This is a genomic window from Pseudomonas sp. ABa2 (genome assembly GCF_056676075.1).
Genome location: NZ_CM155239.1, coordinates 4,534,425 through 4,558,471, shown reverse-complemented (window position 1 = coordinate 4,558,471; position 24,047 = coordinate 4,534,425). Strand labels below are relative to the sequence as shown.

The following is a 24,047-nucleotide window of genomic DNA, read 5'->3' as shown; positions in this document are numbered from 1 at the left end:
ATGGGGTTGGGTATGCGCATAGGCGCGCTGGTTACCGCTGTGGGGGTGTTGTGGGCGGCCCTGGCTGCCGAGGTGCTGGCCGCCTCCGATGTGCGCAGCGTGCGATTGTGGCGCGCGCCGGACAATACCCGGCTGGTCTTCGATTTGTCCGGGCCGGTGCAGCACAGCGTGTTCACCCTGGCCGCGCCCGACCGCATCGTCATCGACGTCAGCGGCGCCAAGCTGGCGACCAACCTCGGCCAGCTGTCGCTGGCCAATACCCCGATCACCGGCGTGCGCTCGGCCCAGCGCAGCGCCGAAGAGCTGCGCGTGGTCATCGACCTGTCGGCGCCGGTGACGCCGAAGAGCTTCGCCCTGGCGCCCAACCAGCAGTACGGCCATCGCCTGGTGGTCGACCTGTTCGACCAGAACGGCAGTGCGCCGGCGCCGACCCAGGCGCCCAGCGTGGCCGCCACGGCGCCGCCAGTGCCGGTCACCCCGACCCAGCCGCCTCCCAAGCTGACGCCAGTACCCAATGGCAAACGCGACATCGTCATCGCCATCGACGCCGGCCACGGCGGCGAGGACCCGGGCGCGCTGGCGCCGGTCAAGGGCCAGTACGAGAAGCACGTGACCCTGGCCATCGCCAAGGAGCTGCAACGGCAGATCAACGCCGAGAAGGGGTTCCGCGGCGAGTTGGTGCGCACCGGCGACTACTTCATTCCGCTGCGCAAGCGCACCGAGATCGCCCGCAAGAAGGGCGCCGACCTGTTCGTCTCCATCCACGCCGACGCCGCGCCCCGCGCCGCCGCCTTCGGCGCCTCGGTGTACGCGCTGTCCGAGCGCGGCGCCACCTCGGAGACCGCGCGCTGGCTGGCCGATGCGGAAAACCAGTCCGACCTGATCGGCGGTGCCGGCAACGTCAGCCTGGACGACAAGGACAAGATGCTCGCCGGCGTGCTGCTCGATCTGTCGATGACCGCCTCGCTGAGCTCCAGCCTCAACGTCGGGCAGAAGGTGCTGTCGAACATGGGCAGCATCACCTCGCTGCACAAGCGTAGGGTCGAGCAGGCCGGCTTCATGGTGCTCAAATCCCCGGACATTCCGTCGATCCTGGTCGAGACTGGCTTCATCTCCAACCCCAACGAGGCGCGCAAGCTGCATACCGCCAGCCACCAGCAGGCGCTGGCGCGCTCGATCCAGACCGGCATCCGCCAGTTCTTCCGCGAGAATCCGCCGCCGGGCACCTACATCGCCTGGCTGCGCGACGAGGGCAAGATCGCCCCGGCCCCGCGCGAACACGTGGTGGCGCGCGGCGAGAGCCTGGCGCTGATCGCCCAGCGCTACCAGATCAGCCTGGCGTTGCTGCGCAGCACCAACAACCTCAATGGCGACGTGATCAAGGTCGGCCAGACCCTGCAGATTCCCGCCACGGCACTGGCGGCCCAGTAGTGAGCGTTATGTCCCGTATACACCTGCTCAGCCCGCGCCTGGCCAACCAGATCGCCGCCGGCGAAGTGGTCGAGCGTCCCGCCTCGGTGGCCAAGGAACTGCTGGAAAACAGCCTGGACTCCGGGGCACGGCGCATCGACGTGGAAGTCGAGCAGGGCGGCGTCAAACTGCTCAAGGTGCGCGACGACGGCGGCGGCATCGCCCCCGACGACCTGCCGCTGGCCCTGGCGCGCCACGCCACCAGCAAGATCCGCGAACTGGAAGACCTCGAAGCCGTGCTCAGCATGGGCTTTCGCGGCGAGGCGCTGGCCTCGATCAGCTCGGTGTCGCGCCTGACCCTGACCTCGCGCACGGCGGACGCCGAGCAGGCCTGGCAGGTGGAGACCGAGGGTCGCGACATGCAGCCGCGGGTGCAGCCGGCGGCGCACCCGGTGGGCACCTCGGTGGAGGTGCGCGACCTGTTCTTCAACACCCCGGCGCGGCGCAAGTTCCTGCGCGCCGAGAAGACCGAGTTCGACCACCTGCAGGAAGTGATCAAGCGCCTGGCGCTGGCCCGTTTCGACGTGGGCTTCCACCTGCGTCACAACGGCAAGAGCGTGCTCAGCCTGCATGAGGCGGGCGACGAGATCAGTCGCGCGCGGCGCGTCGCCGCGGTGTGCGGGCCGGCCTTCCTCGCACAGGCGTTGCCGATCGAGATCGAGCGCGGCGGCCTGCGCCTGTGGGGCTGGGTCGGCCTGCCGACCTTCTCCCGTAGCCAGGCCGACCTGCAGTACTTCTACGTCAACGGCCGCATGGTGCGCGACAAGCTGGTCGCCCATGCGGTGCGCCAGGCCTATCGCGACGTGCTGTTCAACGGCCGTCATCCGACCTTCGTGCTGTTCCTGGAAATCGACCCGAGCACGGTGGACGTCAACGTGCACCCGACCAAGCACGAGGTACGTTTCCGCGACAGCCGCATGGTGCATGACTTCCTCTACGGCACCCTGCACCGCGCCCTGGCCGACGTGCGCCCGGAAGATCAGGTCGCCGCGCCCGCCGCCGTGATGCCCATGGTGCGGCCCAGCGGCCTGGCTGCCGGCGAGTTCGGCCCGCAGGGCGAGATGGGCCTGGCCGCCAGTGTGCTGGAAACCCCGCTTGCCAGTCCGCAGCCGGCCTGGCGCGGCGCCGGCGCGGGGTATCAGCAGCCGGCCGGTAATCCGGGGGTGCCGGCCGCCGAGGCCCAGGCCGCCTATCGCGACTACTTCGCGCCGCTACCCGGCGCCCAGGCGCCGGCGCTGCCGCAGGAGCAGGGCGACGTGCCGCCGCTGGGCTATGCGCTGGCCCAGCTCAAGGGCGTCTATATCCTCGCCGAGAACGCTCAGGGCATGGTGCTGGTGGACATGCACGCGGCGCACGAGCGCATCACCTACGAACGGCTCAAACAGGCCATGGCCAGCGAGGGGCTGCGTGGCCAGCCGCTGCTGGTGCCGGAGTCCATCGCCCTCAGCCAGCGCGAGGCCGACTGCGCCGAGGAGCACGCCGAGTGGTTCCAGCGCCTCGGTTTCGAGCTGCAGCGCCTGGGCGAGGAGAGTCTGGCGATTCGCCAGATTCCGGCGCTGCTCAAGCAGGCCGAGGCCACCCAGCTGGTGCGCGACGTGCTCGCCGACCTGCTGGAGTACGGCACCAGCGACCGCATCCAGGCCCATCTCAACGAGCTGCTGGCGACCATGGCCTGCCACGGCGCGGTGCGCGCCAACCGCCGCCTGACCCTGCCGGAGATGAACGCCCTGCTGCGCGACATGGAGCAGACCGAGCGCAGCGGCCAGTGCAACCACGGCCGGCCGACCTGGACCCAGCTGGGCATGGACGACCTCGACAAGCTGTTCCTGCGGGGGCGCTGAGTGGCCAAGCCGTTACCGCCGGCCATCTTCCTGATGGGGCCGACTGCCGCCGGCAAGACCGACCTGGCCCTGGAGCTGGCCCGCGTGCTGCCGTGCGACCTGATCAGCGTCGACTCGGCGCTGGTCTATCGCGGCATGGACATCGGCACCGCCAAGCCGGACAAGGCCGTTTTGGCGGAATTTCCCCACGCCCTGATCGACATTCGCGACCCGGCCGAGAGCTATTCGGCGGCAGAATTTCGCGTCGATGCCCTGGCGGCCATGGCCGAGAGCGCTGCGCGCGGACGCATCCCGCTGCTGGTGGGCGGCACCATGCTGTATTACAAGGCGTTGCTGGAGGGGTTGGCCGACATGCCCAGCGCCGATCCCGCCGTGCGCGCCGAGCTGGAGGCGCGCGCCGCGGTCGAAGGTTGGGAGGCGCTGCACCGCGAGCTGGCCGCGGTCGATCCTGAATCGGCGGCGCGCATCCATCCCAACGATCCGCAGCGCCTGACCCGGGCGCTGGAGGTCTACCGCGTCAGCGGTCTGAGCATGAGCGAGCACCGCCTGCGCCAGGCGGCGGGAAATCCCGACGCAGGGGCGCCGGGCGCCGGGCAATTGCCCTATACTGTTGCGCAGCTTGCTATCGCTCCAGCGCAGCGTCAGGTCTTGCATGCGCGCATCGCCAGGCGATTTCAGGTGATGCTGGAACAGGGGTTCGTCGAAGAGGTCGAAGCCCTGCGCCGCCGAAGTGACTTGCACGCGGGATTGCCGTCTATACGAGCGGTAGGCTATCGCCAGGTGTGGGAATACCTCGATGGCGGGTTGTCGCGGGCGGAGATGGTCGAGCGCGGCGTGATCGCCACGCGGCAGTTGGCCAAGCGGCAGTTCACCTGGCTGCGCGGCTGGGACGATCTGCACTGGCTGGACAGCCTGGCCTGCGACAATCTGTCTCGCGCCTTGAAATACCTGCAAAGCGTCTCCATATTGAACTGAGACCTTGCCGCTGGCCGTCTATCCTTGGGGGTGGGGCGGCTTGAAGCCATTGTTTACCTACTAAAATTATTGAAATTGATCCTCGAAAGGAGTGCGGCACATGTCAAAAGGGCATTCGCTACAAGACCCTTACCTGAATACCCTGCGTAAGGAACGCGTCCCTGTTTCCATCTATCTGGTCAATGGCATCAAATTGCAGGGCCAGATCGAATCGTTCGACCAGTTCGTCATCCTGCTGAAGAACACCGTCAGCCAGATGGTCTACAAACATGCCATTTCCACCGTCGTGCCCAGCCGTCCGGTACGCCTGCCCAGTGCCGGCGACTCCGAACAGGCCGAAGCCGAGCCGGGTAACGCCTGACTAGGGGGCTGCATTGTTCTTCGAGCGTCATGAGGGCGGTGAGCGGGCCATCCTGGTTCATCTGGACGGCCAAGACTCCGAGGCGAGCGAAGACCCCCAGGAGTTCCAGGAGCTGGCCATGTCGGCAGGCGCCGACATGGTCGCCTTTTTCAGCGTGCCGAGCAGCCGCCTGACCGCCAAGTACCTGATCGGCAGCGGCAAGGTCGAGGAGCTGCGCGACCAGGTCAAGGCTGAAGAGGCCGATCTGGTCATCTTCAACCACACCCTGACCCCCAGCCAGGAGCGCAACCTCGAGCGCGCCTTCGAATGCCGCGTGCTCGATCGCACCGGCCTGATCCTCGATATCTTCGCCCAGCGCGCGCGTACCCACGAAGGTAAGCTGCAGGTCGAGCTGGCGCAGCTCGACCACATGAGCACGCGCCTGGTACGCGGCTGGACCCACCTGGAACGGCAGAAGGGCGGTATCGGTCTGCGTGGGCCGGGGGAAACCCAGCTGGAAACCGACCGCCGCCTGCTGCGGGTGCGCATCCGCCAGATCAAGCAGAAGCTGGAGAAGGTGCGCAGCCAGCGCGAGCAGGCGCGGCGCGGGCGTCGGCGCGCGGATATCCCCTCGGTATCGCTGGTGGGTTACACCAACGCCGGCAAGTCCACCCTGTTCAACGCGCTGACCGCCTCTGCGGTCTATGCCGCCGATCAGCTGTTCGCCACCCTCGACCCGACCCTGCGCCGGCTCGAGCTGGATGACCTCGGGCCGATCGTGCTGGCCGATACCGTGGGCTTCATTCGCCATCTGCCGCACAAGCTGGTCGAGGCCTTCCGCGCTACGCTCGAAGAATCGAGCAACTCCGACCTGCTGCTGCACGTGATCGACGCCCACGAGCCCGAGCGCATGGCGCAGATCGAGCAGGTGCAGGCGGTGCTCAAGGAGATCGGCGCGGACGAGTTGCCGATGCTCGAGGTGTACAACAAGCTGGATTTGTTGGAAGGTGTCGAGCCGCAGATTCAGCGCGATGCCGACGGCAAGCCGCTGCGGGTGTGGTTGTCGGCGCGCGAGGGGCGTGGTCTGGAGTTGTTGCGCCAGGCCGTGGCCGAGTTGCTCGGCGAGGATCTGTTCGTCGGTACCCTGCAGTTGCCGCAGCGCCTGGGGCGTCTGCGCGCGCAGTTCTTCGCCCTCGGAGCGGTGCAGAGCGAGGGGCACGACGAGCAGGGGCAGAGTCTGTTGTCGGTGCGTCTGCCGCGGGTCGAGCTAAATCGCCTGGTCAGTCGCGAAGGGCTGGAGCCGCAGGCCTTCATCGAACAACACACTTTGCAATAAAGCCTGGGGCAGTGGTTTTGCCGCCGCCATCGGGCATTGGGTAGCATTGGCGGGCGCGCCGTGGGCGCGCCTTCGCTTTATCAGTACGGAGAACGCTATGGCTTGGAATGAGCCGGGTGGCAACTCGAACAATCAAGACCCTTGGGGCGGCCGCAAAGGCGGTGGCCGGCAGGGCCCGCCGGATCTCGACGAAGCGTTCCGCAAGCTGCAAGAAAGCCTCAACGGGCTGTTCGGCGGCGGCAAGAAACGGGGTGACGACGATTCCGGCCGCAGCGGTGGCGGCTTCGGCCTGCTGTTCGTCGGTCTCGGCCTGCTGGCCGTGATCTGGCTGTACAGCGCCATCTACGTGGTCGACGAGCAGGAGCAGGCGGTGGTGTTGCGCTTCGGCAAGTACCACGAAACCGTCGGCCCCGGCCTGAACCTCTATTTCCCGCCGATCGACCGCAAGTTCCAGGAGAACGTCACCCGCGAGCGTGCCTACAGCAAGCAGGGGGCGATGCTCACCGAGGACGAGAACATCATCGAAGTGCCGCTAACCGTGCAGTACCGCATCAGCAACCTGCAGGACTTCGTGCTCAACGTCGACCAGCCGGAAGTCAGCCTGCAGCACGCCACCGACAGCGCCGTGCGCCACGTGGTGGGCTCCACCGAGATGGACCAGGTGCTGACCGAGGGTCGTGAGCTGATGGCCAGCGAGGTGCGCGAGCGCCTGCAGCGCTTCCTCGACAACTACCGCACCGGCATCACCATCACCCAGGTGAACATCCAGAGCGCGGCGGCGCCGCGCGAAGTGCAGGAAGCCTTCGACGACGTGATCCGTGCCCGCGAAGACGAGCAGCGCGAGAAGAACCAGGCCGAATCCTACGCCAACGGGGTGATCCCGGAAGCGCGCGGTCAGGCCCAGCGCATGCTCGAAGAAGCCAACGGTTACCGTGACGAAGTGATCGCTCGCGCCCAGGGTGAGGCGGACCGCTTCAGCAAGCTGGTCGCCGAGTACCGCAAGGCGCCCGAGGTCACCCGCGAGCGTCTGTACCTGGATACCATGCAGGAGCTGATGAGCAACACCAGCAAGGTGCTGGTGACCGGCGACAAGGGACAGAACAACCTGCTCTATCTGCCGCTGGACAAGATGATCGACAGCCGCAGTGGCGCTGCGCCAAGCAATATCAGTGGCGCCGGCAGCGTCGGCGGCTCGACCGGCGCGTCGAACATTCAGGTCTCGCCGCGCAATGATCGTTCTAGGGAGAGTCGTTGATGAGCAACAAGTCCCTGATCGGCCTGATTGCGGCCGTGGTTCTGGCCCTGGTGGCGTGGAACAGCTTCTATATCGTGGCGCAGACCGAACGTGCGGTGCTGTTGCAGTTCGGCCGCGTGGTGCAGCCGGACGTGCAGCCCGGCCTGCATGTGAAGATCCCCTATGTGAACCAGGTGCGCATCTTTGATGGTCGTCTGCTGACCCTGGATTCGACTTCCTCGCGCTTCCTGACCCTGGAGAAGAAGGCGCTGATGGTCGATGCCTACGCCAAGTGGCGAGTGAAGGACGCCGAGCGCTTCTATCAGTCCACCTCGGGTATCAAGCAGGTGGCCGACGAGCGTCTGGCGCGTCGTCTGGAAGCTTCGCTGCGTGACCAGTTCGGTAAGCGCACCCTGCACGAATCGGTATCCGGCGAGCGCGATGCGCTGATGGCCGACGTCACCGCGACCCTCAACCGCGCCGCCGAGCGCGAGCTGGGTATCGAGGTGGTGGATGTGCGGGTCAAGGCCATCGACCTGCCGCGCGAGGTCAACCGCAGCGTGTTCGAGCGGATGAGCACCGAGCGTGAGCGCGAAGCGCGCGAACACCGAGCCAAGGGTCGCGAGCTGGCCGAGGGCATCCGTGCCGACGCCGATCGTCAGCGCCGCGTGCTGCTGGCCGAAGCCTACCGCGAGGCCGAAGAGCTGCGCGGTGACGGCGACGCCGAGGCCGCCTCGATCTATGCCCGCGCCTATGGCCAGGATCAGGAGTTCTACTCCTTCTACCGCAGTCTGCGCGCCTACCGCGAGAGCTTCGCCGACAAGCGCGACGTGCTGGTGCTCGACCCGGGCAGCGACTTCTTCCGCTATCTGGAGAAGGCCAAGCCCTAAAAGAGCGGCTTCGAGCTGCAGGTGGACGACTTGCAGCTCGAAGCTTGTGGCTTGAAGCTTTTAGCGTGGTATCATGCGGCAGCCGGGAAAATCCCGGCTTTTTTGCGTCTGTGGGAATCATGTGGCAGGAACTCGGCATTGCTCTGTGTCTGATGCTGGTGCTGGAAGGCATCCTGCCCTTCCTCTATCCGCGCCAGTGGCGCGGAGCGGTACTGCAGGCAGCCCGGCTGCCCGACCGCCGACTGCGCCTTATGGGGCTGGCCAGCATGCTGCTGGGTACGGCCCTTCTATATCTGCTTCACTGAAGGCTTGTGCCGCCCGGATCGAGAGGGGAATGGCGAAATGGCAACGGTAGACCGCTGGCTGCTGCCAGATGGCATCGAAGAAGTACTGCCGCCGGAAGCGGCGCGCATCGAAGCAGCCCGCCGTCAGGTGCTGGATCTGTTTCAACGCTGGGGTTACGAGTTCGTCGTCACCCCCCATATCGAGTACCTGGAATCCCTGCTGACCGGCGCCGGTCAGGACCTCGACCTGCGCACCTTCAAGGTCACCGACCCGCTGTCCGGTCGGCAGATGGGCTTTCGTGCCGACATCACCCCGCAGGTGGCGCGCATCGATGCGCACACCCTGCGCCGTGAAGGGCCGAACCGGCTGTGCTACGCCGGCAGCGTGGTCCATGCCCAGCCGCGTGCGCTGACCACCTCGCGCAGCCCGATCCAGCTCGGCGCCGAACTCTATGGCGACGCCAGCCCGGCCAGCGATATCGAGGTGATCAGCCTGCTGGTCGAGATGCTCGAACTGGCGGCGGTGCCCGATGTGCACATGGACCTCGGTCACGTCGGCATCTACCGCGGCCTGGCGCGTGCCGCCGAATTGTCCGCCGAGGTCGAGCAGCAGCTGTTCGACGCCCTGCAGCGCAAGGCCATGGACGAGATCGCCGAGCTGACCGCCGGGCTGCCGGCGGGCCTCGGCAGCATGCTGCGTGCCCTGGCCGAGCTGTGCGGCGGGCGCGAGGTGCTGGACCTGGCCCAGGCTGCGCTGGTCGAGGCGCCGGAGGCGGTGCACGCGGCGCTGGACGAGCTGATGGCCATCGCCGACGCCCTGGAGCTGCGTTATCCGGAGTTGCCGCTGTACTTCGACCTCGGCGAGCTGCGCGGCTACAACTACCACACCGGTGTCGTGTTCGCCGCCTTCGTTCCGGGGGTCGGCCAGTCCATCGCCCAGGGCGGGCGCTACGACGACATCGGCGCCGATTTCGGCCGGGCGCGCCCGGCCACCGGCTTTTCCACCGACCTCAAGACCCTGGTCAGTCTCGGCGATATGCGCCTGGACGAGCCGGCCGCCGGCGTCTGGGCGCCGGACAGTCACGATCTCTACCTGTGGCAGGCCGTGCGTCGCCTGCGCAGCGAAGGCCAGCGCGTGGTCCAGGCGCTGCCCGGGCAGAGCGAGGCGGATGCGCGCGAGGCGGGCTGCGATCGCCTGCTGGCGCTGCGTGACGGACGTTGGCAGGTGGCGCCCCTGGCGTCCTGAATTCATTTTCGCCGGCCCGCGGCCGGCATCGAAGCTTGCGCGAAGAGGACAAGTTTATGGGTAAGAATGTCGTCGTCCTGGGCACCCAATGGGGTGATGAGGGCAAGGGCAAGATCGTCGATCTGCTCACCGAGCAGGCCGCCGCAGTGGTGCGTTATCAGGGCGGTCACAACGCCGGTCACACCCTGGTGATCGACGGCGAGAAGACCGTGCTGCACCTGATTCCGTCCGGCATCCTGCGCGACGGCGTCGAGTGCCTGATCGGCAACGGCGTGGTGGTGGCGCCCGATGCGCTGCTGCGCGAGATCACCAAGCTGGAAGAGAAGGGCGTACCGGTGCGTCAGCGCCTGCGCATCAGCCCGGCCTGCCCGCTGATCCTGTCCTATCACGTGGCGCTGGATCAGGCGCGCGAGAAGGCCCGCGGCGATGCCAAGATCGGCACCACCGGCCGTGGCATCGGCCCGGCCTACGAAGACAAGGTGGCCCGTCGCGGCCTGCGCGTCGGCGACCTGTTCCACCGCGAGCGCTTCGCCGCCAAGCTGGGCGAGCTGCTGGATTACCACAACTTCCAGCTGGTCAATTTCTACAAAGAGCCGGCCATCGACTTCCAGAAGACCCTGGACGAGTGCATGGAGTACGCCGAGCTGCTCAAGCCGATGATGGCCGACGTCACCGCCGTGCTGCATGACCTGCGCCGCGAAGGCAAGGACATCATGTTCGAAGGCGCTCAGGGCTCGCTGCTGGACATCGACCACGGCACCTATCCCTACGTGACCAGTTCCAACACCACCGCCGGCGGTATCGCCACCGGTTCCGGTTTCGGCCCGCTGTACCTGGATTACATCCTCGGTATCACCAAGGCCTACACCACCCGTGTCGGCTCCGGCCCGTTCCCGACCGAGCTGTTCGACGACATCGGCGCCTTCCTCGCCAAGCGTGGCCACGAGTTCGGCGCCACCACCGGCCGTGCCCGTCGTTGCGGCTGGTTCGACGCGGTGATCCTGCGTCGCGCCATCGAGATCAACAGCATCTCCGGGCTGTGCCTGACCAAGCTGGACGTGCTCGACGGTCTGGAAACCATCCGTATCTGCACCGGCTACAAGGATGCCAGCGGTCAGGTGCTGGTCGATGCGCCGACCGACGCCGACAGCTACCTCGGCCTGCAGCCGGTCTACGAGGAAATGCCGGGCTGGAGCGAATCCACTCTGGGCGCCAAGACCCTGGAAGACCTGCCGGCCGCTGCGCGTGCCTATATCAAACGTGTGGAAGAGCTGGTCGGTGCGCCGATCGACATCATCTCCACCGGCCCTGATCGCAACGAGACCATCGTCCTGCGTCATCCGTTCGCCTGACCGGGCCGCTGTCGAGTTGAAAGAGCCGCCTTCGGGCGGCTTTTTTTGTGCCCTGCCAGCCGGGCGGGTGGAAGGCCCTTTGCGTCTGACGCGCGGGCATGCGCCTTGCTTGCGCTCAATAAATCGCGGAAGTCGCCGCTATAGCGGTAATGGTCGTTGAGGAGTCCCGCCAGTGTTCGCCATTGTTTCGATGTTGCGCAGTCGCCTGCTGCGCCCGGTGTTCGTCGCCCTCGGTCTGGCCATGTTGGTGCAGGTGGGGCTGGCGGTGTGGCTGATGCGTGCCTCGGTCGACGGCATGGTCGAGGATCTGGCGCAGCGCCTGGGTGGCGAGAGCCGGCGCCTGGGCGAGGAGCTGAATGCGGCCGAGCGCGAGATGACCCAGGGTCTCGCCGCGCTGGCGGGCAATACCCGCAGCCGTCTCGGCGAAGGCCTCTCGGCGCAGCTCAAGAGCGAGCAGGCGCAACTGCGCCGGGTGCTCGAAGACAGCCTCAAGCAGTCTGGCACGGCGCTGGCGCAGTTGCTGGCCGGCGTGGCGCCGAAGGCCATCTGGGACGACGACGTGCCGGCCTTGACCGCGCTGACCCGCATCGCCCAGCAGGACCCGGCGGTGCTCTTCGCGGTGTTCTACGACGCCGACGGCAAGCGTCTGACGCGCAATTTCAACCGCAGCAACACGCTGGTGCGCGAGCTGGTCGCCGCCGGCCAGGGCGACACGCCGCTGGACAAGCTGGTCGACGCCGCCTCGCGCGATCCGCGGGTGTACCTGCTCGAGGTGGACATCAACCCCATGGGCGCGCGCATCGGCAAGGTGCAGATGGGCATGTCGCTGGCCTTGGTCGAGGCCGAGCTGGCGGCCCTGGATGGGCGCTTCCAGGCGCTGGTCGGTGGTGCCGGCGAGCTGGTCGACAGCAGCCTGGCGGGCGCCGCCGAGGACAGCACGCGGGCGTTGCAGGCACGCCTGCAGGCTGCCGAAGGCTACACCGCGGAGATGGCGCGCAACGGCGGCGAGTCTGTGCGCCTGGCTGCCGATGGTCTGCGCTGGAATATCGCCCTGGGGCTGCTGGCGGTCGGTGCGCTGACCTTGCTGGCGGTGGCGCTGGTGCTCGGCTGGCGCGTGCTCAGCCGCCTGCGTCTGCTCAGTGCGGCGCTGAACGACCTGGCGGCGGGCGAGGGCGACCTGACTCGGCGGGTGAGCATCGACAGTCGTGACGAGGTAGGTGAGATGGCCGCTGCGGTCAATCGCTTCATCGCCAAGCTGCAGCCCATCGTGCGCGAATCCGGCGAGGTGGCGCTGCGCACCGGTGAGCAGATTCGCAGCCTGACCCAGCGTGGCGTGGCCGCCGAAGCTGCCGCAGGGCGCCAGCGCGACGAGGTCGCCGGCAGCCTGCAGGCGCTGGAGCAGATGGCCGACGAGGCGCAGGCCGAGAGCCAGGCCATGCAGGAGGCGTTGCAGCGAGTGGCCAGTATTCGCCAGGCGGCGCACGACAATGCGGCCATCGCCCAGCGCCTGTCGGTCCTGACCGAAGGCCTGGTGGCGCGGGTGGCCGATGGCTCGGCGGTGATCGAGCGGCTGGCCAAGCAGAGCGAGCAGATCGAGGTGGTGCTGACGGTGATCCAGTCCATCGCCGAGCAGACCAACCTGCTCGCGCTGAATGCCGCCATCGAGGCGGCGCGTGCCGGCGAGAGCGGGCGCGGTTTCGCCGTGGTGGCCGACGAGGTGCGCGCGCTGGCGAGCAAGACCCAGCAGTCCACCGGCGATATCCAGGCGCATATCGCCGCCCTGCAGCGCGGTGCGCAGGAGGCGGTGGCGAGCATCGCCCAGGCCGGCGAGCAGGGGCATCAGGGGCTGCAGGTGCTGCGCGACAGCGCGCGCCTGCAGCAGTCGGTGCAGGACTCGGTGGACGAGGTGCATGGCGCGATCAATGCGGCGACTCAGGCGGCGGCGCATCAGGCCGCAGGGGCGCGCGCGGTGCGCGGGCGGGTCGAGACCATCCATGCCGAGGCACAGCGGGCGGCCGAAGCGGTGGCGGCCATCGCCGGCAACGCGCGGGCGCTGGACGAGCTGGCGGCGCAGCTCAAGACCAGCCTGGGGCAGTTCAGGGTGTAGGGGCGCCGTGCGCACCTCGCTCCCCTGGGCTGGCGCTGCGCACGGCGCAACCTACTTTTTGACGGGCAATAAAAAACCGAGCCATTGGCTCGGTTCTTTGAAATTTGGTGCCCAGGAGAAGACTCGAACTTCCACGGTGTTGCCACCACTGATACCTGAAACCAGCGCGTCTACCAATTCCGCCACCTGGGCACTGCAGCAATGTTCGTCGTTGCCGACACGGAGCGTTGCATCCGTTTATCTGCAAAGTGGGTTATCAAGCCACTTCACGAAATTTGGTGCCCAGGAGAAGACTCGAACTTCCACGGTGTTGCCACCACTGATACCTGAAACCAGCGCGTCTACCAATTCCGCCACCTGGGCACTGAAACCGATGATTCCTCATCTGCTTCGTGTTACAACGTCTGCTCGACGCTGTGGGCGCGAACTATACGGGCGAGCATTTACCTTGTAAACCCCTGACCCCGAAAAAATTATTGTCGCTGGAAAAGCTGACCCCGAAGGCTTTTTCGCGCTTCAATAGGCATATGGCCCACACATATATACATACGCACAGGTAGCCCCTACTCAATGGCCGATTGGCAATCCCTCGACCCCGAGGCCGCCCGCGAGGCGGAAAAATACGAAAACCCCATCCCCAGTCGTGAACTGATTCTTTCGCATCTGGCCGAGCGCGGTTCGCCGGCCAGCCGCGAGCAGTTGGTCGAGGAATTCGGTTTGCATACCGAAGACCAGCTCGAGGCCTTGCGCCGCCGTCTGCGCGCCATGGAGCGCGACGGCCAACTGATCTATACCCGCCGCGGCACCTATGCGCCGGTGGACAAGCTCGACCTGATACGCGGTCGTATCAGCGGTCACCGCGACGGCTTCGGTTTCCTGGTGCCGGACGACGGCAGCGACGACCTGTTCCTCAGCCCGGCGCAGATGCGCCTGGTGTTCGACGGCGACCGCGCCCTGGTGCGGGTGGCCGGCTTCGACCGCCGTGGCCGCCGCGAGGGCGGCATAGTCGAAGTGATCAGTCGCGCCCACGAGAGCATCGTCGGGCGTTACTACGAAGAGAGCGGCATCGGCTTCGTGGTCGCCGACAACCCGAAGATCCAGCAGGAAGTGCTGGTCACCCCGGGGCGCACCGCCGGCGCGCGCATCGGCCAGTTCGTCGAGATCAAGATCACCCATTGGCCGACGCCGCGCTTCCAGCCGCAGGGCGATATCGTCGAGGTGATCGGCAACTACATGGCGCCGGGCATGGAGATCGACGTCGCCCTGCGCAGCTACGATATCCCGCACGTCTGGCCCGAGGCGGTGATCAAGGAAGCGCGCAAGCTCAAGCCCGAGGTGGAGGAGAAGGACAAGGAGAAGCGCATTGACCTGCGCCACCTGCCTTTCGTCACCATCGATGGCGAGGACGCCCGCGACTTCGACGACGCGGTCTTTTGCGAGAAGAACAGCAGCCGCTGGAAACTGTTCTCCGGCGGTTGGAAGCTCTATGTGGCGATCGCCGACGTGTCGCACTACGTCAAGGTCGGCTCGGCACTGGATGTCGAGGCCACCGAGCGCGGCAACTCGGTGTACTTCCCCGAGCGGGTGGTGCCGATGCTGCCGGAGGAGCTGTCCAACGGACTGTGCTCGCTCAACCCGCACGTCGACCGGTTGGCCATGGTCTGCGAGATGAGCATGTCCAAGAGCGGCCAGTTGGTGGACTACCAGTTCTACGAGGCGGTGATTCACTCCCATGCGCGGCTGACCTACAACAAGGTCAGCCTGATGCTGGAAGATCCCAAGAGCAGCGAGGGCAAGGCCCTGCGCGGCGAGTACAAGGAGGTCCTGCCGCACCTCAAGCAGCTCTACGCGCTGTACCAGGTGCTGCTGGCCGCCCGCCACGAGCGCGGCGCCATCGATTTCGAGACCCAGGAAACCCGCATCATCTTCGGCGAAGGGCGCAAGATCGCGGAGATTCGTCCGACCCAGCGCAACGATGCGCACAAGCTGATCGAGGAATGCATGCTGGCGGCCAACGTCGCCACCGCGCAGTTCATGCAGAAGCACGAGATTCCCTCGTTGTACCGGGTGCACGACCGTCCGCCGGAAGAGCGCCTGGAGAAGCTCAAGGCCTTCCTCGGCGAGCTGGGGCTGTCGCTGCAGCGTGGCAAGTCCAAGGAGGGGCCGTCGCCCAAGGACTACCAGAAGCTGCTGGAGAGCATTCGCGAGCGGCCGGACTTCCACCTGATCCAGACCGTGATGCTGCGCTCGCTGAGTCAGGCGGTGTACAGCGCCGACAATCACGGCCACTTCGGTCTGAACTACGAGGCCTACACCCACTTCACCTCGCCGATTCGCCGCTATCCGGACCTGCTGGTGCACCGCGCCATCCGCAGCGTGATCCGCTCGAAGGTGGACACTCCGCACGTCAAGCGTGCCGGCGCGGTACCGATGCCGCGGGCGCGCATCTACCCTTACGATGAGGCGGCGCTGGAGCAGTTGGGCGAGCAGTGCTCGATGACCGAGCGGCGTGCCGACGAGGCCACCCGCGACGTGGTCAACTGGCTCAAGTGCGAGTTCATGAAGGATCGCGTCGGCGAGACCTTCGGCGGGGTTATCACCGCGGTGACCGGTTTCGGCATCTTCGTCGAGCTGCGCGACATCTATGTCGAAGGCCTGGTGCACGTCACCGCGCTGCCGGCCGATTACTACCACTTCGACCCGGTGCACCATCGCCTGTCCGGCGAGCGCAGCGGGCGCAGCTTCCGCCTCGGCGACAGTGTCGAGGTCAAGGTCATGCGCGTCGATCTCGACGAACGCAAGATCGACTTCGAACTGTCCCAGGCCGCCGAACGCGAGGCGGTGGGGCGTGCCGGGCGCACGGTCAAGGCGCCGGGCATGGGCAACACCGATGTGCAGAAGAGCCGCGAGGTGAAGAAGGCGCTGCTGGCCGGGGCCAAGGGTGGCAAGTCGGGCAAGGGTGCTGCCGCCAAGCCCGGCGGCAAGCCGCCTGCCGCGGCGCGCAAGGGCGCGGGGCGCAGCGACAGTGTGCCGAGCTCGGCCGGCAAGCCGCGCAAGCGTAAGGCCAAACCATGAACCAGCTGGAAAAGGTCTACGGCGTGCATGCCGTCGAGGCGCTGCTGCGTCACCATCCCAAGCGGGTCAAGCAGCTGTGGCTCGCCGAGGGCCGCGGCGAGCCGCGCGTGCAGGCGCTGGTGGCCCTGGCCGAGCAGGCGCGGGTGAGCATCGGTCAGTGCGAACGGCGCGAGATGGATGCCTGGGTCGAAGGCGTGCACCAGGGCGTGGTGGCCGATGTCAGCCCCAGCCAGGTATGGGGCGAGGCCATGCTCGAGGAGCTGCTCGACCGTGCTGAGGGCCCGCCGCTGCTGTTGGTGCTCGACGGCGTCACCGATCCGCACAACCTCGGTGCCTGCCTGCGCACCGCCGATGCCGCCGGCGCGCTGGCGGTGATAGTGCCCAAGGACAAGTCGGCCACCCTCAACGCCACGGTGCGCAAGGTGGCCTGCGGCGCCGCCGAGGTGATCCCGCTGGTGGCGGTGACCAACCTTGCGCGCAGCCTGGAGAAGCTCCAGCAGCGCGGCCTGTGGCTGGTCGGCACCGCCGGCGAGGCCGAGCAGGAGCTGTACCAGCACGACCTGACCGGGCCGACCGTGCTGGTCATGGGCGCCGAAGGCAGGGGCATGCGCCGCCTGACCCGCGAGCACTGCGATTACCTGGTCAGGCTGCCCATGGCCGGCAGCGTCAGCAGCCTCAACGTCTCGGTGGCCGCCGGGGTGTGCCTGTTCGAGGCGGTGCGCCAGCGGCGCGGCGGCAAGCGCTAAGCCATAAGCGGCGAGGCGTAGGTTGGGCTGAGCTCCGCGAAGCCCAACGCTGACGCAATGACCGTCGGGCGGAGCGCTATGCGCTCCCTGTTGGCCTTTGGCGCTGCGCGCCTCAGGCTGCGCGCCCCGCCCCAACCTGCCGCTGTTCAAATAATCGCCAGTTCGCCTTGCGCGCGGCAGGGGGCTTCTCTAGAATGGCGCCCCTTGCCGTGACGGCAGGCCTTTTCGCGCCTACCGCCCGGCAAGCTCATCACGAGAAAAACCCACTCCTTGCCTGACCACCTTAGTTGGCAGGCTACAACCCGTAAGGAGCATTTATGCGTCATTACGAAATCATCTTTCTGGTTCACCCGGACCAGAGCGAGCAAGTCGGCGGCATGGTCGAGCGTTACACCAAGCTGATCGAAGAAGACGGCGGCAAGATTCACCGCCTGGAAGACTGGGGCCGTCGTCAGCTGGCTTACGCCATCAACAACGTCCACAAGGCCCACTACGTGATGCTCAACGTAGAGTGCACCGGCAAGGCCCTGGCCGAGCTGGAAGACAACTTCCGCTACAACGACGCCGTGATCCGTAACCTGGTCATCCGCCGCGACGAAGCCGTTACCGGTCAGTCCGAGATGCTCAAGGCCGAAGAAAACCGCAGTGAGCGCCGTGAGCGTCGTGAACGTCCTGAAAACGCCGAGTCCAACGACGGCGATGACAGCGACAGCAACGACAGCGACAACGCTGACGAGTAATCCACGGATCTATTGAGGAGCCAATCACATGGCACGTTTCTTCCGTCGTCGTAAATTCTGCCGCTTCACCGCTGAAGACGTGAAAGAGATCGATTTCAAAGATCTCAACACCCTGAAGGCCTACATCTCGGAAACCGGCAAGATCGTTCCCAGCCGTATCACCGGTACCAAGGCCCGTTATCAGCGTCAGCTGGCCACCGCTATCAAGCGCGCCCGCTTCCTGGCCCTGCTGCCCTACACCGACAGCCACGGCCGCTGAGATCGGATAGTCGACAAAAGTTAAGGAATAGATCGCATGCGCGCCCTGGCTGAATTCATCATGCGCGGCCGTATGCAGGCCACCCTGGTGGTGGTGGGATCGGCAGCGATGCCGCTGTTGTTCTGGTTGAGTGCCGCCGCCGGCAGCCTGGTGCTGCTGCGGCGCGGAGCCAACGATGCCCTGGGCATCCTGGCCTGGGCCATGCTGCCGGCGATTGCCTGGTGGTATTTCGGCGAACCGCGCACCGCTCTGGTGCTGGTCGGTGCGCTGGGGCTGGCGTTGTTATTGCGCGCCGGCTGGTCCTGGAACCGCATACTGCTGTGCAGTGTGGCGCTAGGCCTGGTGTATGGCCTGGTTCTCGGGGCGGTGTTCCGCGAACCCATAGAGGCCATGGCCGGCGAGCTGCACAAGCTCTTGCCGACCATGCTCGATGGGGTTCACCAGCAGATGTCGGTGGACGAACGCGCGCGTCTCGAGGCCTTGATCGCACCGGTGCTGACCGGATTGCTGGCGGCCTTGCTGCAGATCCTCAGCTTGCTGAGCCTGATCCTTGGGCGTTACTGGCAGGCGCTGTTGTACAACCCCGGTGGTTTCGGTCGCGAGTTCCGCGCGCTGAGGCTGCCACTGCCGCAGGCGTTGTTGCTGCTGGCGGGCATGCTGCTCGGTCCCAACCTGGGCCCGCAGCTGGCCATGCTCACGCCGCTGTGCAGCGTGCCGCTGCTGTTCGCCGGGATCGCCCTGGTGCACGGCCTGGTGGAAAAGGGTGGGCTCGGCCGCTTCTGGCTGGTCGGGCTGTACATCACGCTGTTGCTGTTCATGCAGCTGATCTATCCGTTACTGGTGGTCTTGGCCATCGTCGACAGTCTGTTTGATTTTCGCGGTCGCCTGGTGCGCAAGAACGGCCCGGGCTCCGCGAACGGTGAAGGTTAAAAGTTAAGAGGTAAGACCCAAATGGAAGTCATCCTGCTGGAAAAAATCGCCAATCTGGGCAACCTGGGCGACAAAGTGAACGTCAAGGCCGGTTACGGCCGTAACTTCCTGCTGCCGCAGGGCAAAGCCACCGCCGCTACCGCTGCAAACGTGGCTGCGTTCGAAGCCCGCCGCGCCGAGCTGGAAAAAGCCGCTGCCGAGAAGAAGGCTGCTGCCGAAACTCGCGCCGCTCAGCTGGCCGAGCTGGAAGTCACCATCACCGCCACCGCGGGCGATGAAGGCAAGCTGTTCGGTTCCATCGGCACCCACGACATCGCCGACGCCCTGACCGCCTCCGGTGTGGAAGTGGCCAAGGCGGAAGTGCGTCTGCCCAACGGCACCATTCGCCAGGTTGGCGAGTACGACGTTGCGCTGCACCTGCACACCGACGTCGAAGCCACCGTCAAGGTGGTCGTGGTCGCCGCCTAATCGGCAGCTGCCAGGCGGGCTTGCACTCCGGTGCGGGTCTGCTGACAATCGGGCACGGTATCGCCTCGGCGATCCGTGCCCTTTGTTTTTCTATCGCCGTGTTTTTTTCCCGAGCCTATGAACGACATCAGCATCCCCGAACAATACGACCTGCAGACCGCCGCGCTGAAAGTGCCGCCGCACTCGATCGAGGCCGAACAGGCGGTGCTGGGCGGCCTGATGCTGGACAACAACGCCTGGGAGCGGGTGCTCGATGGGGTGTCCGACGGTGACTTCTACCGGCATGACCACCGGCTGATTTTCCGCGCCATCTTCAAGCTGGCCGAGCGCAACCAGCCCTTCGACGTGGTCACCCTGTCCGAGCAGCTGGACAAGGAAGGCCAGCTGTCGCAGGTCGGCGGCCTGGCTTACCTGGGTGAGCTGGCGAAGAACACCCCCTCGGTGGCCAACATCAAGGCCTACGCGCAGATCATTCGCGAGCGCGCCACGCTGCGCAAACTGATCGGCATCAGCAACGAGATCGCCGACAGCGCCTATGCGCCGGAAGGCCGTACCGGCGAGGAAATCCTCGACGAGGCCGAGCGCAAGATCTTCGAGATCGCCGAGGACCGGCCGAAGACCGGCGGCCCGGTGGGCATCAACGACATCCTGGTCAAGGCCATCGACCGTATCGACACGCTGTTCAACAACGGCGATGCGATCACCGGCCTGTCCACCGGTTTCGACGATCTGGACAACCTGACCAGCGGCCTGCAGCCGGCCGACATGATCATCGTCGCCGGTCGTCCGTCGATGGGTAAGACCACCTTCGCCATGAACCTGGTGGAAAACGCGCTGATGCGCAGCGACAAGGCGATTCTGGTCTACTCGCTGGAAATGCCTTCGGAATCCATCGTCATTCGTATGCTCGCCTCGCTGGGGCGCATCGACCAGACCAAGGTGCGTGCCGGTCAGCTCGACGACGACGACTGGCCGCGGCTGACCAGCGCGGTCAACCTGCTCAACGACCGCAAGCTGTTCATCGACGATACCGCCGGTATTTCGCCGAGCGAGATGCGCGCGCGTACGCGCCGCCTGGCCCGTGAGCACGGCGAGATCGGCCTGATCATGGTCGACTACCTGCAGCTGATGCAGATTCCCGGCTCCAGCGGCGACAGCCGGGTCAACGAGATTTCCGAGATCTCGCGCTCGCTCAAGGGCCTGGCCAAGGAATTCAACTGCCCGGTGATCGCCCTGTCGCAGCTCAACCGCGGTCTCGAACAGCGCCCCAACAAGCGCCCGATCAACTCCGACCTGCGCGAATCCGGCGCGATCGAGCAGGACGCCGACATCATCCTGTTCGTCTACCGCGACGAGGTCTACCACCCGGAGACCGAGTACAAGGGCGTGGCCGAGATCATCATCGGCAAGCAGCGTAACGGTCCGCTGGGCACCGCCCGCCTGGCCTTCCTCGGCAAGTACTCGCGCTTCGAGAACCTGGCGCCGGGCAGCTACCAGTTCGACGACGAATAAGCCGGAGCTCTCGGGCCGATTTCCCGGATTGCATCCGGGCTACCTCGCGCGGCCAAGGCCTGGATCAATAAAAACGGGCGCCCAGCGGTTAAGATGGGCGCCCGTTTTCCGTTCAGGCCCTGCCATGCGTCCGCTTGCCGCCATCGTCGATCTCGCCGCCATCGTCCACAACTACCGCCTGGCCAAGCGCTGCGCGCCGGGGCGCCAGGCCTTCGCAGTGGTCAAGGCCAACGCCTACGGACATGGCGTGCGCGAGGTGGTCACCGCGCTGCACGAGGTCGCCGACGGCTTCGCCGTGGCCAGCCTGGAGGAGGCCGCCGAGGTGCGCGCCATGCACGGCGAGGCGCGCATCCTGCTGCTGGAGGGCTGCTTCGAGGCCAGCGAATACCCCATCGCCGCCCAGCTCGGCCTGGATCTGGTGGTGCAGAACGCGGCGCAGGCCGGCGCGCTGCTCGCCAGCGAGCCGTCGCGGCCGCTGAATGTCTGGCTCAAGCTGGACTCCGGCATGCATCGCCTGGGCTTCGCCGCCGCCGAGTTGCGCGGCTGGCATGGGCGTCTGCGCGCGGCGCCGCAGGTGGCCGAGCTCAATCTGCTCAGCCACTTCGCCTGCGCCGACGAGCGCGGCCACCCGCTCACCGAGCTGCAGGTCGAGCGCTTCCTCGAGTTGCTCGATCTGGACTTCGAGCAGCGCTCGCTGGCCAACTCGGCGGCGGTGCTGACCATTCCCGCCGCCCATATGGACTGGCTGCGCCCCGGCATCATGCTCTATGGCGCCAGCCCCTTCGCCGAGCTCGGCGCCGCTGAGCTGGGCCTGCAACCGGCCATGACCCTGGCCGCGCGGGTGATCGCCGTGCGCGAGGTGGCGGTGGGCGAGAGCGTCGGTTACGGCGCGACCTGGGTGGCCGAGCGACCCTCGCGCATCGCCACGGTCAGCTGCGGTTACGCCGACGGCTATCCGCGCCATGCCCCCAACGGCACGCCGCTGCTGGTCGGGGGCCGGCGCGCGGCGCTAGCCGGTCGGGTGTCGATGGACATGCTGACGGTGGATATCACCGACCTGCCCGAGGCCGGTATCGACTCGCCGGTGGAGCTGTGGGGGGCAAACCTGCCGGTGGACGAGGTGGCGGCGGCCTGCGGCACCATCGGTTACGAGCTGCTGACCAAGGTCACCGCACGCGTGCCGCGGCGCTATATCGGCTGAGGTTCAGGCCAGGCCGCTGGGGATCTTGAGCACATCCAGCTGCAGGCAGGCCTGCTCGCTCAGCTCGCCGCCTTCGCCGTGCACCTGCGAGCCGGAGCGGCCCAGTTCCTTGACTCGATACAGCGCCTGGTCGGCGGCCTTGTACAGCCCGGCGAAGTGGCGGGCGTGCAGCGGGTAGAGCGCCACGCCGATGCTGATGGTCACCCGCAGGCGCTCGGCGCCGTAGTGCACCGGCTCGGAGAGGTCGGCCAGCAGGCGCCCGGCGATGTCGCGGGCCTGGTTTTCCGCGTCCTGACCGCAGATCAGCACGGCGAACTCGTCGCCGCCCAGGCGCGCCACGGCATCGCCGGCGCGCACGTGCTCGCGCAGACGCTTGGCGATCACCTGCAGCATCAGGTCGCCGGCGGCGTGGCCGAAGCGGTCGTTGATCGGCTTGAAGTGATCCAGGTCGATCAGCAGCAGCGCCACGCTTTCGCCGTGCCGCTCGGCATGGGCCAGCGCCGATTCGCAGCGCTCGACCAGGTAGCGGCGGTTGGGCAGCTCGGTCAGCGGATCGTGGAAGGCGGCGTGTTCCAGTTCGCGTTCGCGCAGGCACAGGCGCGCGTTGGCCGCGGCCAGTTCGGCGGTGCGCGCGGCTACCGCGGCCTGCAGCTCGTCGGCGCTGGCCTGCACCTGGGCCAGGCGTGCGGTCTTCTCGCGGTCGGCCTGCTGCAGCGCCTCGGCCTTTTCCTGCTTGAGCATCTGGATGCGGTAGGCCAGGGCGAAGGAGAACAGGATGGTCTCGGCCGCCACCGAAATGGGGAACAGGTAGGCGGTGAAGTTGCCCGGCTCGATCAGCCCGGCGGCGCGCATCACCAGCACCAGGGTGCTGGACAGCACGGCGCCGTAGCCGAGCAGGTAGAAACGCGCCGGGAAGAAGCCCTGATAGACGCGCATGGCGGCGCTGAACAGCGCGGCGGGCACGGTGACGATGGGGGTCAGGGCGATGATCAGCGCCCCCTCGGCGCGGTAGCCGAAGGCATTGACGACTATGGCGACGACGTACAGCGCGCAGCCGGCATTCAGCAGCTGGTGCGGCCAGCGCAGGCCGCGCCTGGTGTAGAGCAGCTCCTGGGTGAAGCGCATGACGAAGATGCCCCAGAGCGAGGGCAGGGTGATGCGATCCAGCCAGAACGGCACCGCGTTGCCGGGCCAGAGGTACTGGAAGCCGTGGCCGGTCATGCTGAGGATGAACACCAGCACGCAGGCGGTGGCCAGCACGTACCAGAGGTAGGCCTTGTCGTGCAGGGCGATGAGGATGAACAGGTTGTACAGCAGCAGGGCGAGGATCACCCCGTAGATCAGGCCGAAGCCGAGGTTCTCGCGGCTGGCCTGCTGCTCCAGGTCGGACAGCTGCCAGACCTTGAGCGGAAAGGAGTTGCCGGCGGGGTCGAGGCTGCGAAAGTACAGGGTCAGGGGTTGTTCGCCGAGCTCCGGCAGCTTGAACAGCATGCGCCGGTAGGGATAGTCGCGGCCCTCGGCGTAGGGCACGGCGTCGCCGGTCTGGCGCTGGTGCCAGCCGCCCTGGCCGTCCGGCAGGTACAGCTGCAGGCGGTAGATGGTGATGCCGGCATTTTCCAGCCACCACTGGCGCGGGGCGTCGGCGCTGCGCTGCAGGCTGACCTTGATCCACCAGGGGTTGCGGCTCTGACCGACGGTGGCGCGACCCTCGGCGGGCGCGAAGCGCGCCTGCACGGCGGGATCGGCCATGTCGGCTATGCTCAGCTGGCCGCCGACGTCTTCCAGCAGTTCGATCCGGTCGTTGAGCCACAGGCCGCTGCTGCCGGCGTCCAGGGTAATGGGCGCGGCAGTGGCCCAACCGCAGCAACAGGCCAGGATCAGGATCATCAGTCCCGGAGAGAGAAAACGCCCCACCCGCTTACCCCTTGTGCCGGGCCGTCTGGCGGCCGCCGGATTTGGTCTCTGGCTCCGAGTATAGCCATTGGCCAGGGTCGTGATCACAAAAGATTTGGCGCCGCCGGGGTGGGTGGGTTGATCACTT

General features: G+C 66.7%; 20 protein-coding genes, 2 tRNA genes and 1 pseudogene. 20 read left to right on the top strand and 3 right to left on the bottom strand.

Annotation, left to right across the window (positions count from 1 at the left end; all coding sequences use genetic code 11):
* The 12 genes and pseudogenes from AC1G9C_RS22125 (at nt 1) to AC1G9C_RS22070 (ending at nt 13,075) form a co-directional block, all read left to right on the top strand.
* Nucleotides 1-1,431, top strand: coding sequence for an N-acetylmuramoyl-L-alanine amidase (locus AC1G9C_RS22125; RefSeq protein WP_480408792.1), 1,431 nt, complete (start codon nt 1-3; stop codon nt 1,429-1,431).
* On the top strand, nt 1,431-3,311 hold the full coding sequence (gene mutL / locus AC1G9C_RS22120; protein ID WP_480408791.1) for a DNA mismatch repair endonuclease MutL: 1,881 nt from the start codon (nt 1,431-1,433) through the stop codon (nt 3,309-3,311). Before AC1G9C_RS22125 ends, mutL begins: the two co-directional genes overlap by 1 nt.
* 33 nt (nt 3,312-3,344) lie before the next feature.
* Entirely contained in the window at nt 3,345-4,286 is a 942-nt protein-coding gene (miaA, locus tag AC1G9C_RS22115; protein WP_480410433.1) for a tRNA (adenosine(37)-N6)-dimethylallyltransferase MiaA, read from the top strand.
* Nucleotides 4,287-4,386: 100 nt separating this feature from the next.
* Nucleotides 4,387-4,647: an RNA chaperone Hfq gene (gene hfq / locus AC1G9C_RS22110; RefSeq protein WP_021442389.1), complete on the top strand. Its 261-nt coding sequence runs from the start codon at nt 4,387-4,389 to the stop codon at nt 4,645-4,647.
* Between the two features lie 13 nt (nt 4,648-4,660).
* Nucleotides 4,661-5,962 (top strand): ribosome rescue GTPase HflX, encoded by a 1,302-nt coding sequence (gene hflX, locus AC1G9C_RS22105; protein WP_021442388.1) that lies wholly within the window; start codon nt 4,661-4,663, stop codon nt 5,960-5,962.
* Nucleotides 5,963-6,059: 97 nt separating this feature from the next.
* On the top strand, nt 6,060-7,217 hold the full coding sequence (gene hflK / locus AC1G9C_RS22100) for an FtsH protease activity modulator HflK (protein WP_021442387.1): 1,158 nt from the start codon (nt 6,060-6,062) through the stop codon (nt 7,215-7,217).
* Nucleotides 7,217-8,086: a protease modulator HflC gene (hflC, locus tag AC1G9C_RS22095; protein ID WP_021442386.1), complete on the top strand. Its 870-nt coding sequence runs from the start codon at nt 7,217-7,219 to the stop codon at nt 8,084-8,086. Before hflK ends, hflC begins: the two co-directional genes overlap by 1 nt.
* Nucleotides 8,087-8,205: 119 nt before the next feature.
* Nucleotides 8,206-8,391, top strand: a complete 186-nt coding sequence (locus tag AC1G9C_RS22090; protein WP_021442385.1) for a DUF2065 domain-containing protein — start codon at nt 8,206-8,208, stop codon at nt 8,389-8,391.
* 37 nt (nt 8,392-8,428) lie between these two features.
* Nucleotides 8,429-9,616: an ATP phosphoribosyltransferase regulatory subunit gene (locus AC1G9C_RS22085; protein WP_021442384.1), complete on the top strand. Its 1,188-nt coding sequence runs from the start codon at nt 8,429-8,431 to the stop codon at nt 9,614-9,616.
* 56 nt (nt 9,617-9,672) lie between these two features.
* Nucleotides 9,673-10,968: an adenylosuccinate synthase gene (locus AC1G9C_RS22080; RefSeq protein WP_480408790.1), complete on the top strand. Its 1,296-nt coding sequence runs from the start codon at nt 9,673-9,675 to the stop codon at nt 10,966-10,968.
* Nucleotides 10,969-11,158: 190 nt separating this feature from the next.
* Nucleotides 11,159-12,169: pseudogene (locus AC1G9C_RS22075) on the top strand (methyl-accepting chemotaxis protein); the annotation flags it as partial.
* Nucleotides 12,170-12,190: 21 nt separating this feature from the next.
* Nucleotides 12,191-13,075 carry a methyl-accepting chemotaxis protein gene (locus tag AC1G9C_RS22070; RefSeq protein ID WP_480410432.1) on the top strand — a complete coding sequence of 295 codons (885 nt, stop codon included), beginning with the start codon at nt 12,191-12,193 and terminating at the stop codon, nt 13,073-13,075.
* Nucleotides 13,076-13,180: 105 nt separating this feature from the next.
* On the opposite strand, the gene AC1G9C_RS22065 is transcribed toward AC1G9C_RS22070, so the two are convergent.
* Both AC1G9C_RS22065 and AC1G9C_RS22060 read right to left on the bottom strand, forming a co-directional pair.
* Nucleotides 13,181-13,267 (bottom strand) — tRNA-Leu (locus AC1G9C_RS22065).
* 84 nt (nt 13,268-13,351) lie between these two features.
* A tRNA-Leu gene (locus AC1G9C_RS22060) sits at nt 13,352-13,438 on the bottom strand.
* A gap of 207 nt (nt 13,439-13,645) precedes the next feature.
* On the opposite strand from AC1G9C_RS22060, the gene rnr reads away from it, so the two are divergent.
* From rnr to alr, 8 genes are all read left to right on the top strand, one after another.
* Entirely contained in the window at nt 13,646-16,150 is a 2,505-nt protein-coding gene (rnr, locus tag AC1G9C_RS22055; protein WP_480408789.1) for a ribonuclease R, read from the top strand.
* Nucleotides 16,147-16,896 carry a 23S rRNA (guanosine(2251)-2'-O)-methyltransferase RlmB gene (gene rlmB, locus AC1G9C_RS22050; RefSeq protein WP_122109156.1) on the top strand — a complete coding sequence of 250 codons (750 nt, stop codon included), beginning with the start codon at nt 16,147-16,149 and terminating at the stop codon, nt 16,894-16,896. Before rnr ends, rlmB begins: the two co-directional genes overlap by 4 nt.
* A gap of 317 nt (nt 16,897-17,213) precedes the next feature.
* Complete coding sequence (gene rpsF / locus AC1G9C_RS22045) at nt 17,214-17,636, top strand: 30S ribosomal protein S6 (protein ID WP_003246846.1); 423 nt, start codon at nt 17,214-17,216, stop codon at nt 17,634-17,636.
* Between the two features lie 28 nt (nt 17,637-17,664).
* Complete coding sequence (gene rpsR / locus AC1G9C_RS22040) at nt 17,665-17,895, top strand: 30S ribosomal protein S18 (protein ID WP_003246847.1); 231 nt, start codon at nt 17,665-17,667, stop codon at nt 17,893-17,895.
* A 36-nt stretch (nt 17,896-17,931) separates the two neighbouring features.
* Nucleotides 17,932-18,825: a hypothetical protein gene (locus AC1G9C_RS22035; protein WP_480408788.1), complete on the top strand. Its 894-nt coding sequence runs from the start codon at nt 17,932-17,934 to the stop codon at nt 18,823-18,825.
* Between the two features lie 21 nt (nt 18,826-18,846).
* Entirely contained in the window at nt 18,847-19,293 is a 447-nt protein-coding gene (gene rplI, locus AC1G9C_RS22030) for a 50S ribosomal protein L9 (RefSeq protein WP_480408787.1), read from the top strand.
* A gap of 117 nt (nt 19,294-19,410) precedes the next feature.
* Nucleotides 19,411-20,805 carry a replicative DNA helicase gene (dnaB, locus tag AC1G9C_RS22025; protein WP_021442794.1) on the top strand — a complete coding sequence of 465 codons (1,395 nt, stop codon included), beginning with the start codon at nt 19,411-19,413 and terminating at the stop codon, nt 20,803-20,805.
* A 124-nt stretch (nt 20,806-20,929) separates the two neighbouring features.
* Nucleotides 20,930-22,006, top strand: coding sequence for an alanine racemase (gene alr / locus AC1G9C_RS22020; protein WP_480408786.1), 1,077 nt, complete (start codon nt 20,930-20,932; stop codon nt 22,004-22,006).
* Nucleotides 22,007-22,009: 3 nt separating this feature from the next.
* Here alr and AC1G9C_RS22015 read toward each other — a convergent pair whose 3' ends face one another.
* Nucleotides 22,010-23,893: a diguanylate cyclase domain-containing protein gene (locus AC1G9C_RS22015; protein WP_480408785.1), complete on the bottom strand. Its 1,884-nt coding sequence runs from the start codon at nt 23,891-23,893 to the stop codon at nt 22,010-22,012.
* Between the last annotated feature and the right edge of the window lie 154 nt (nt 23,894-24,047).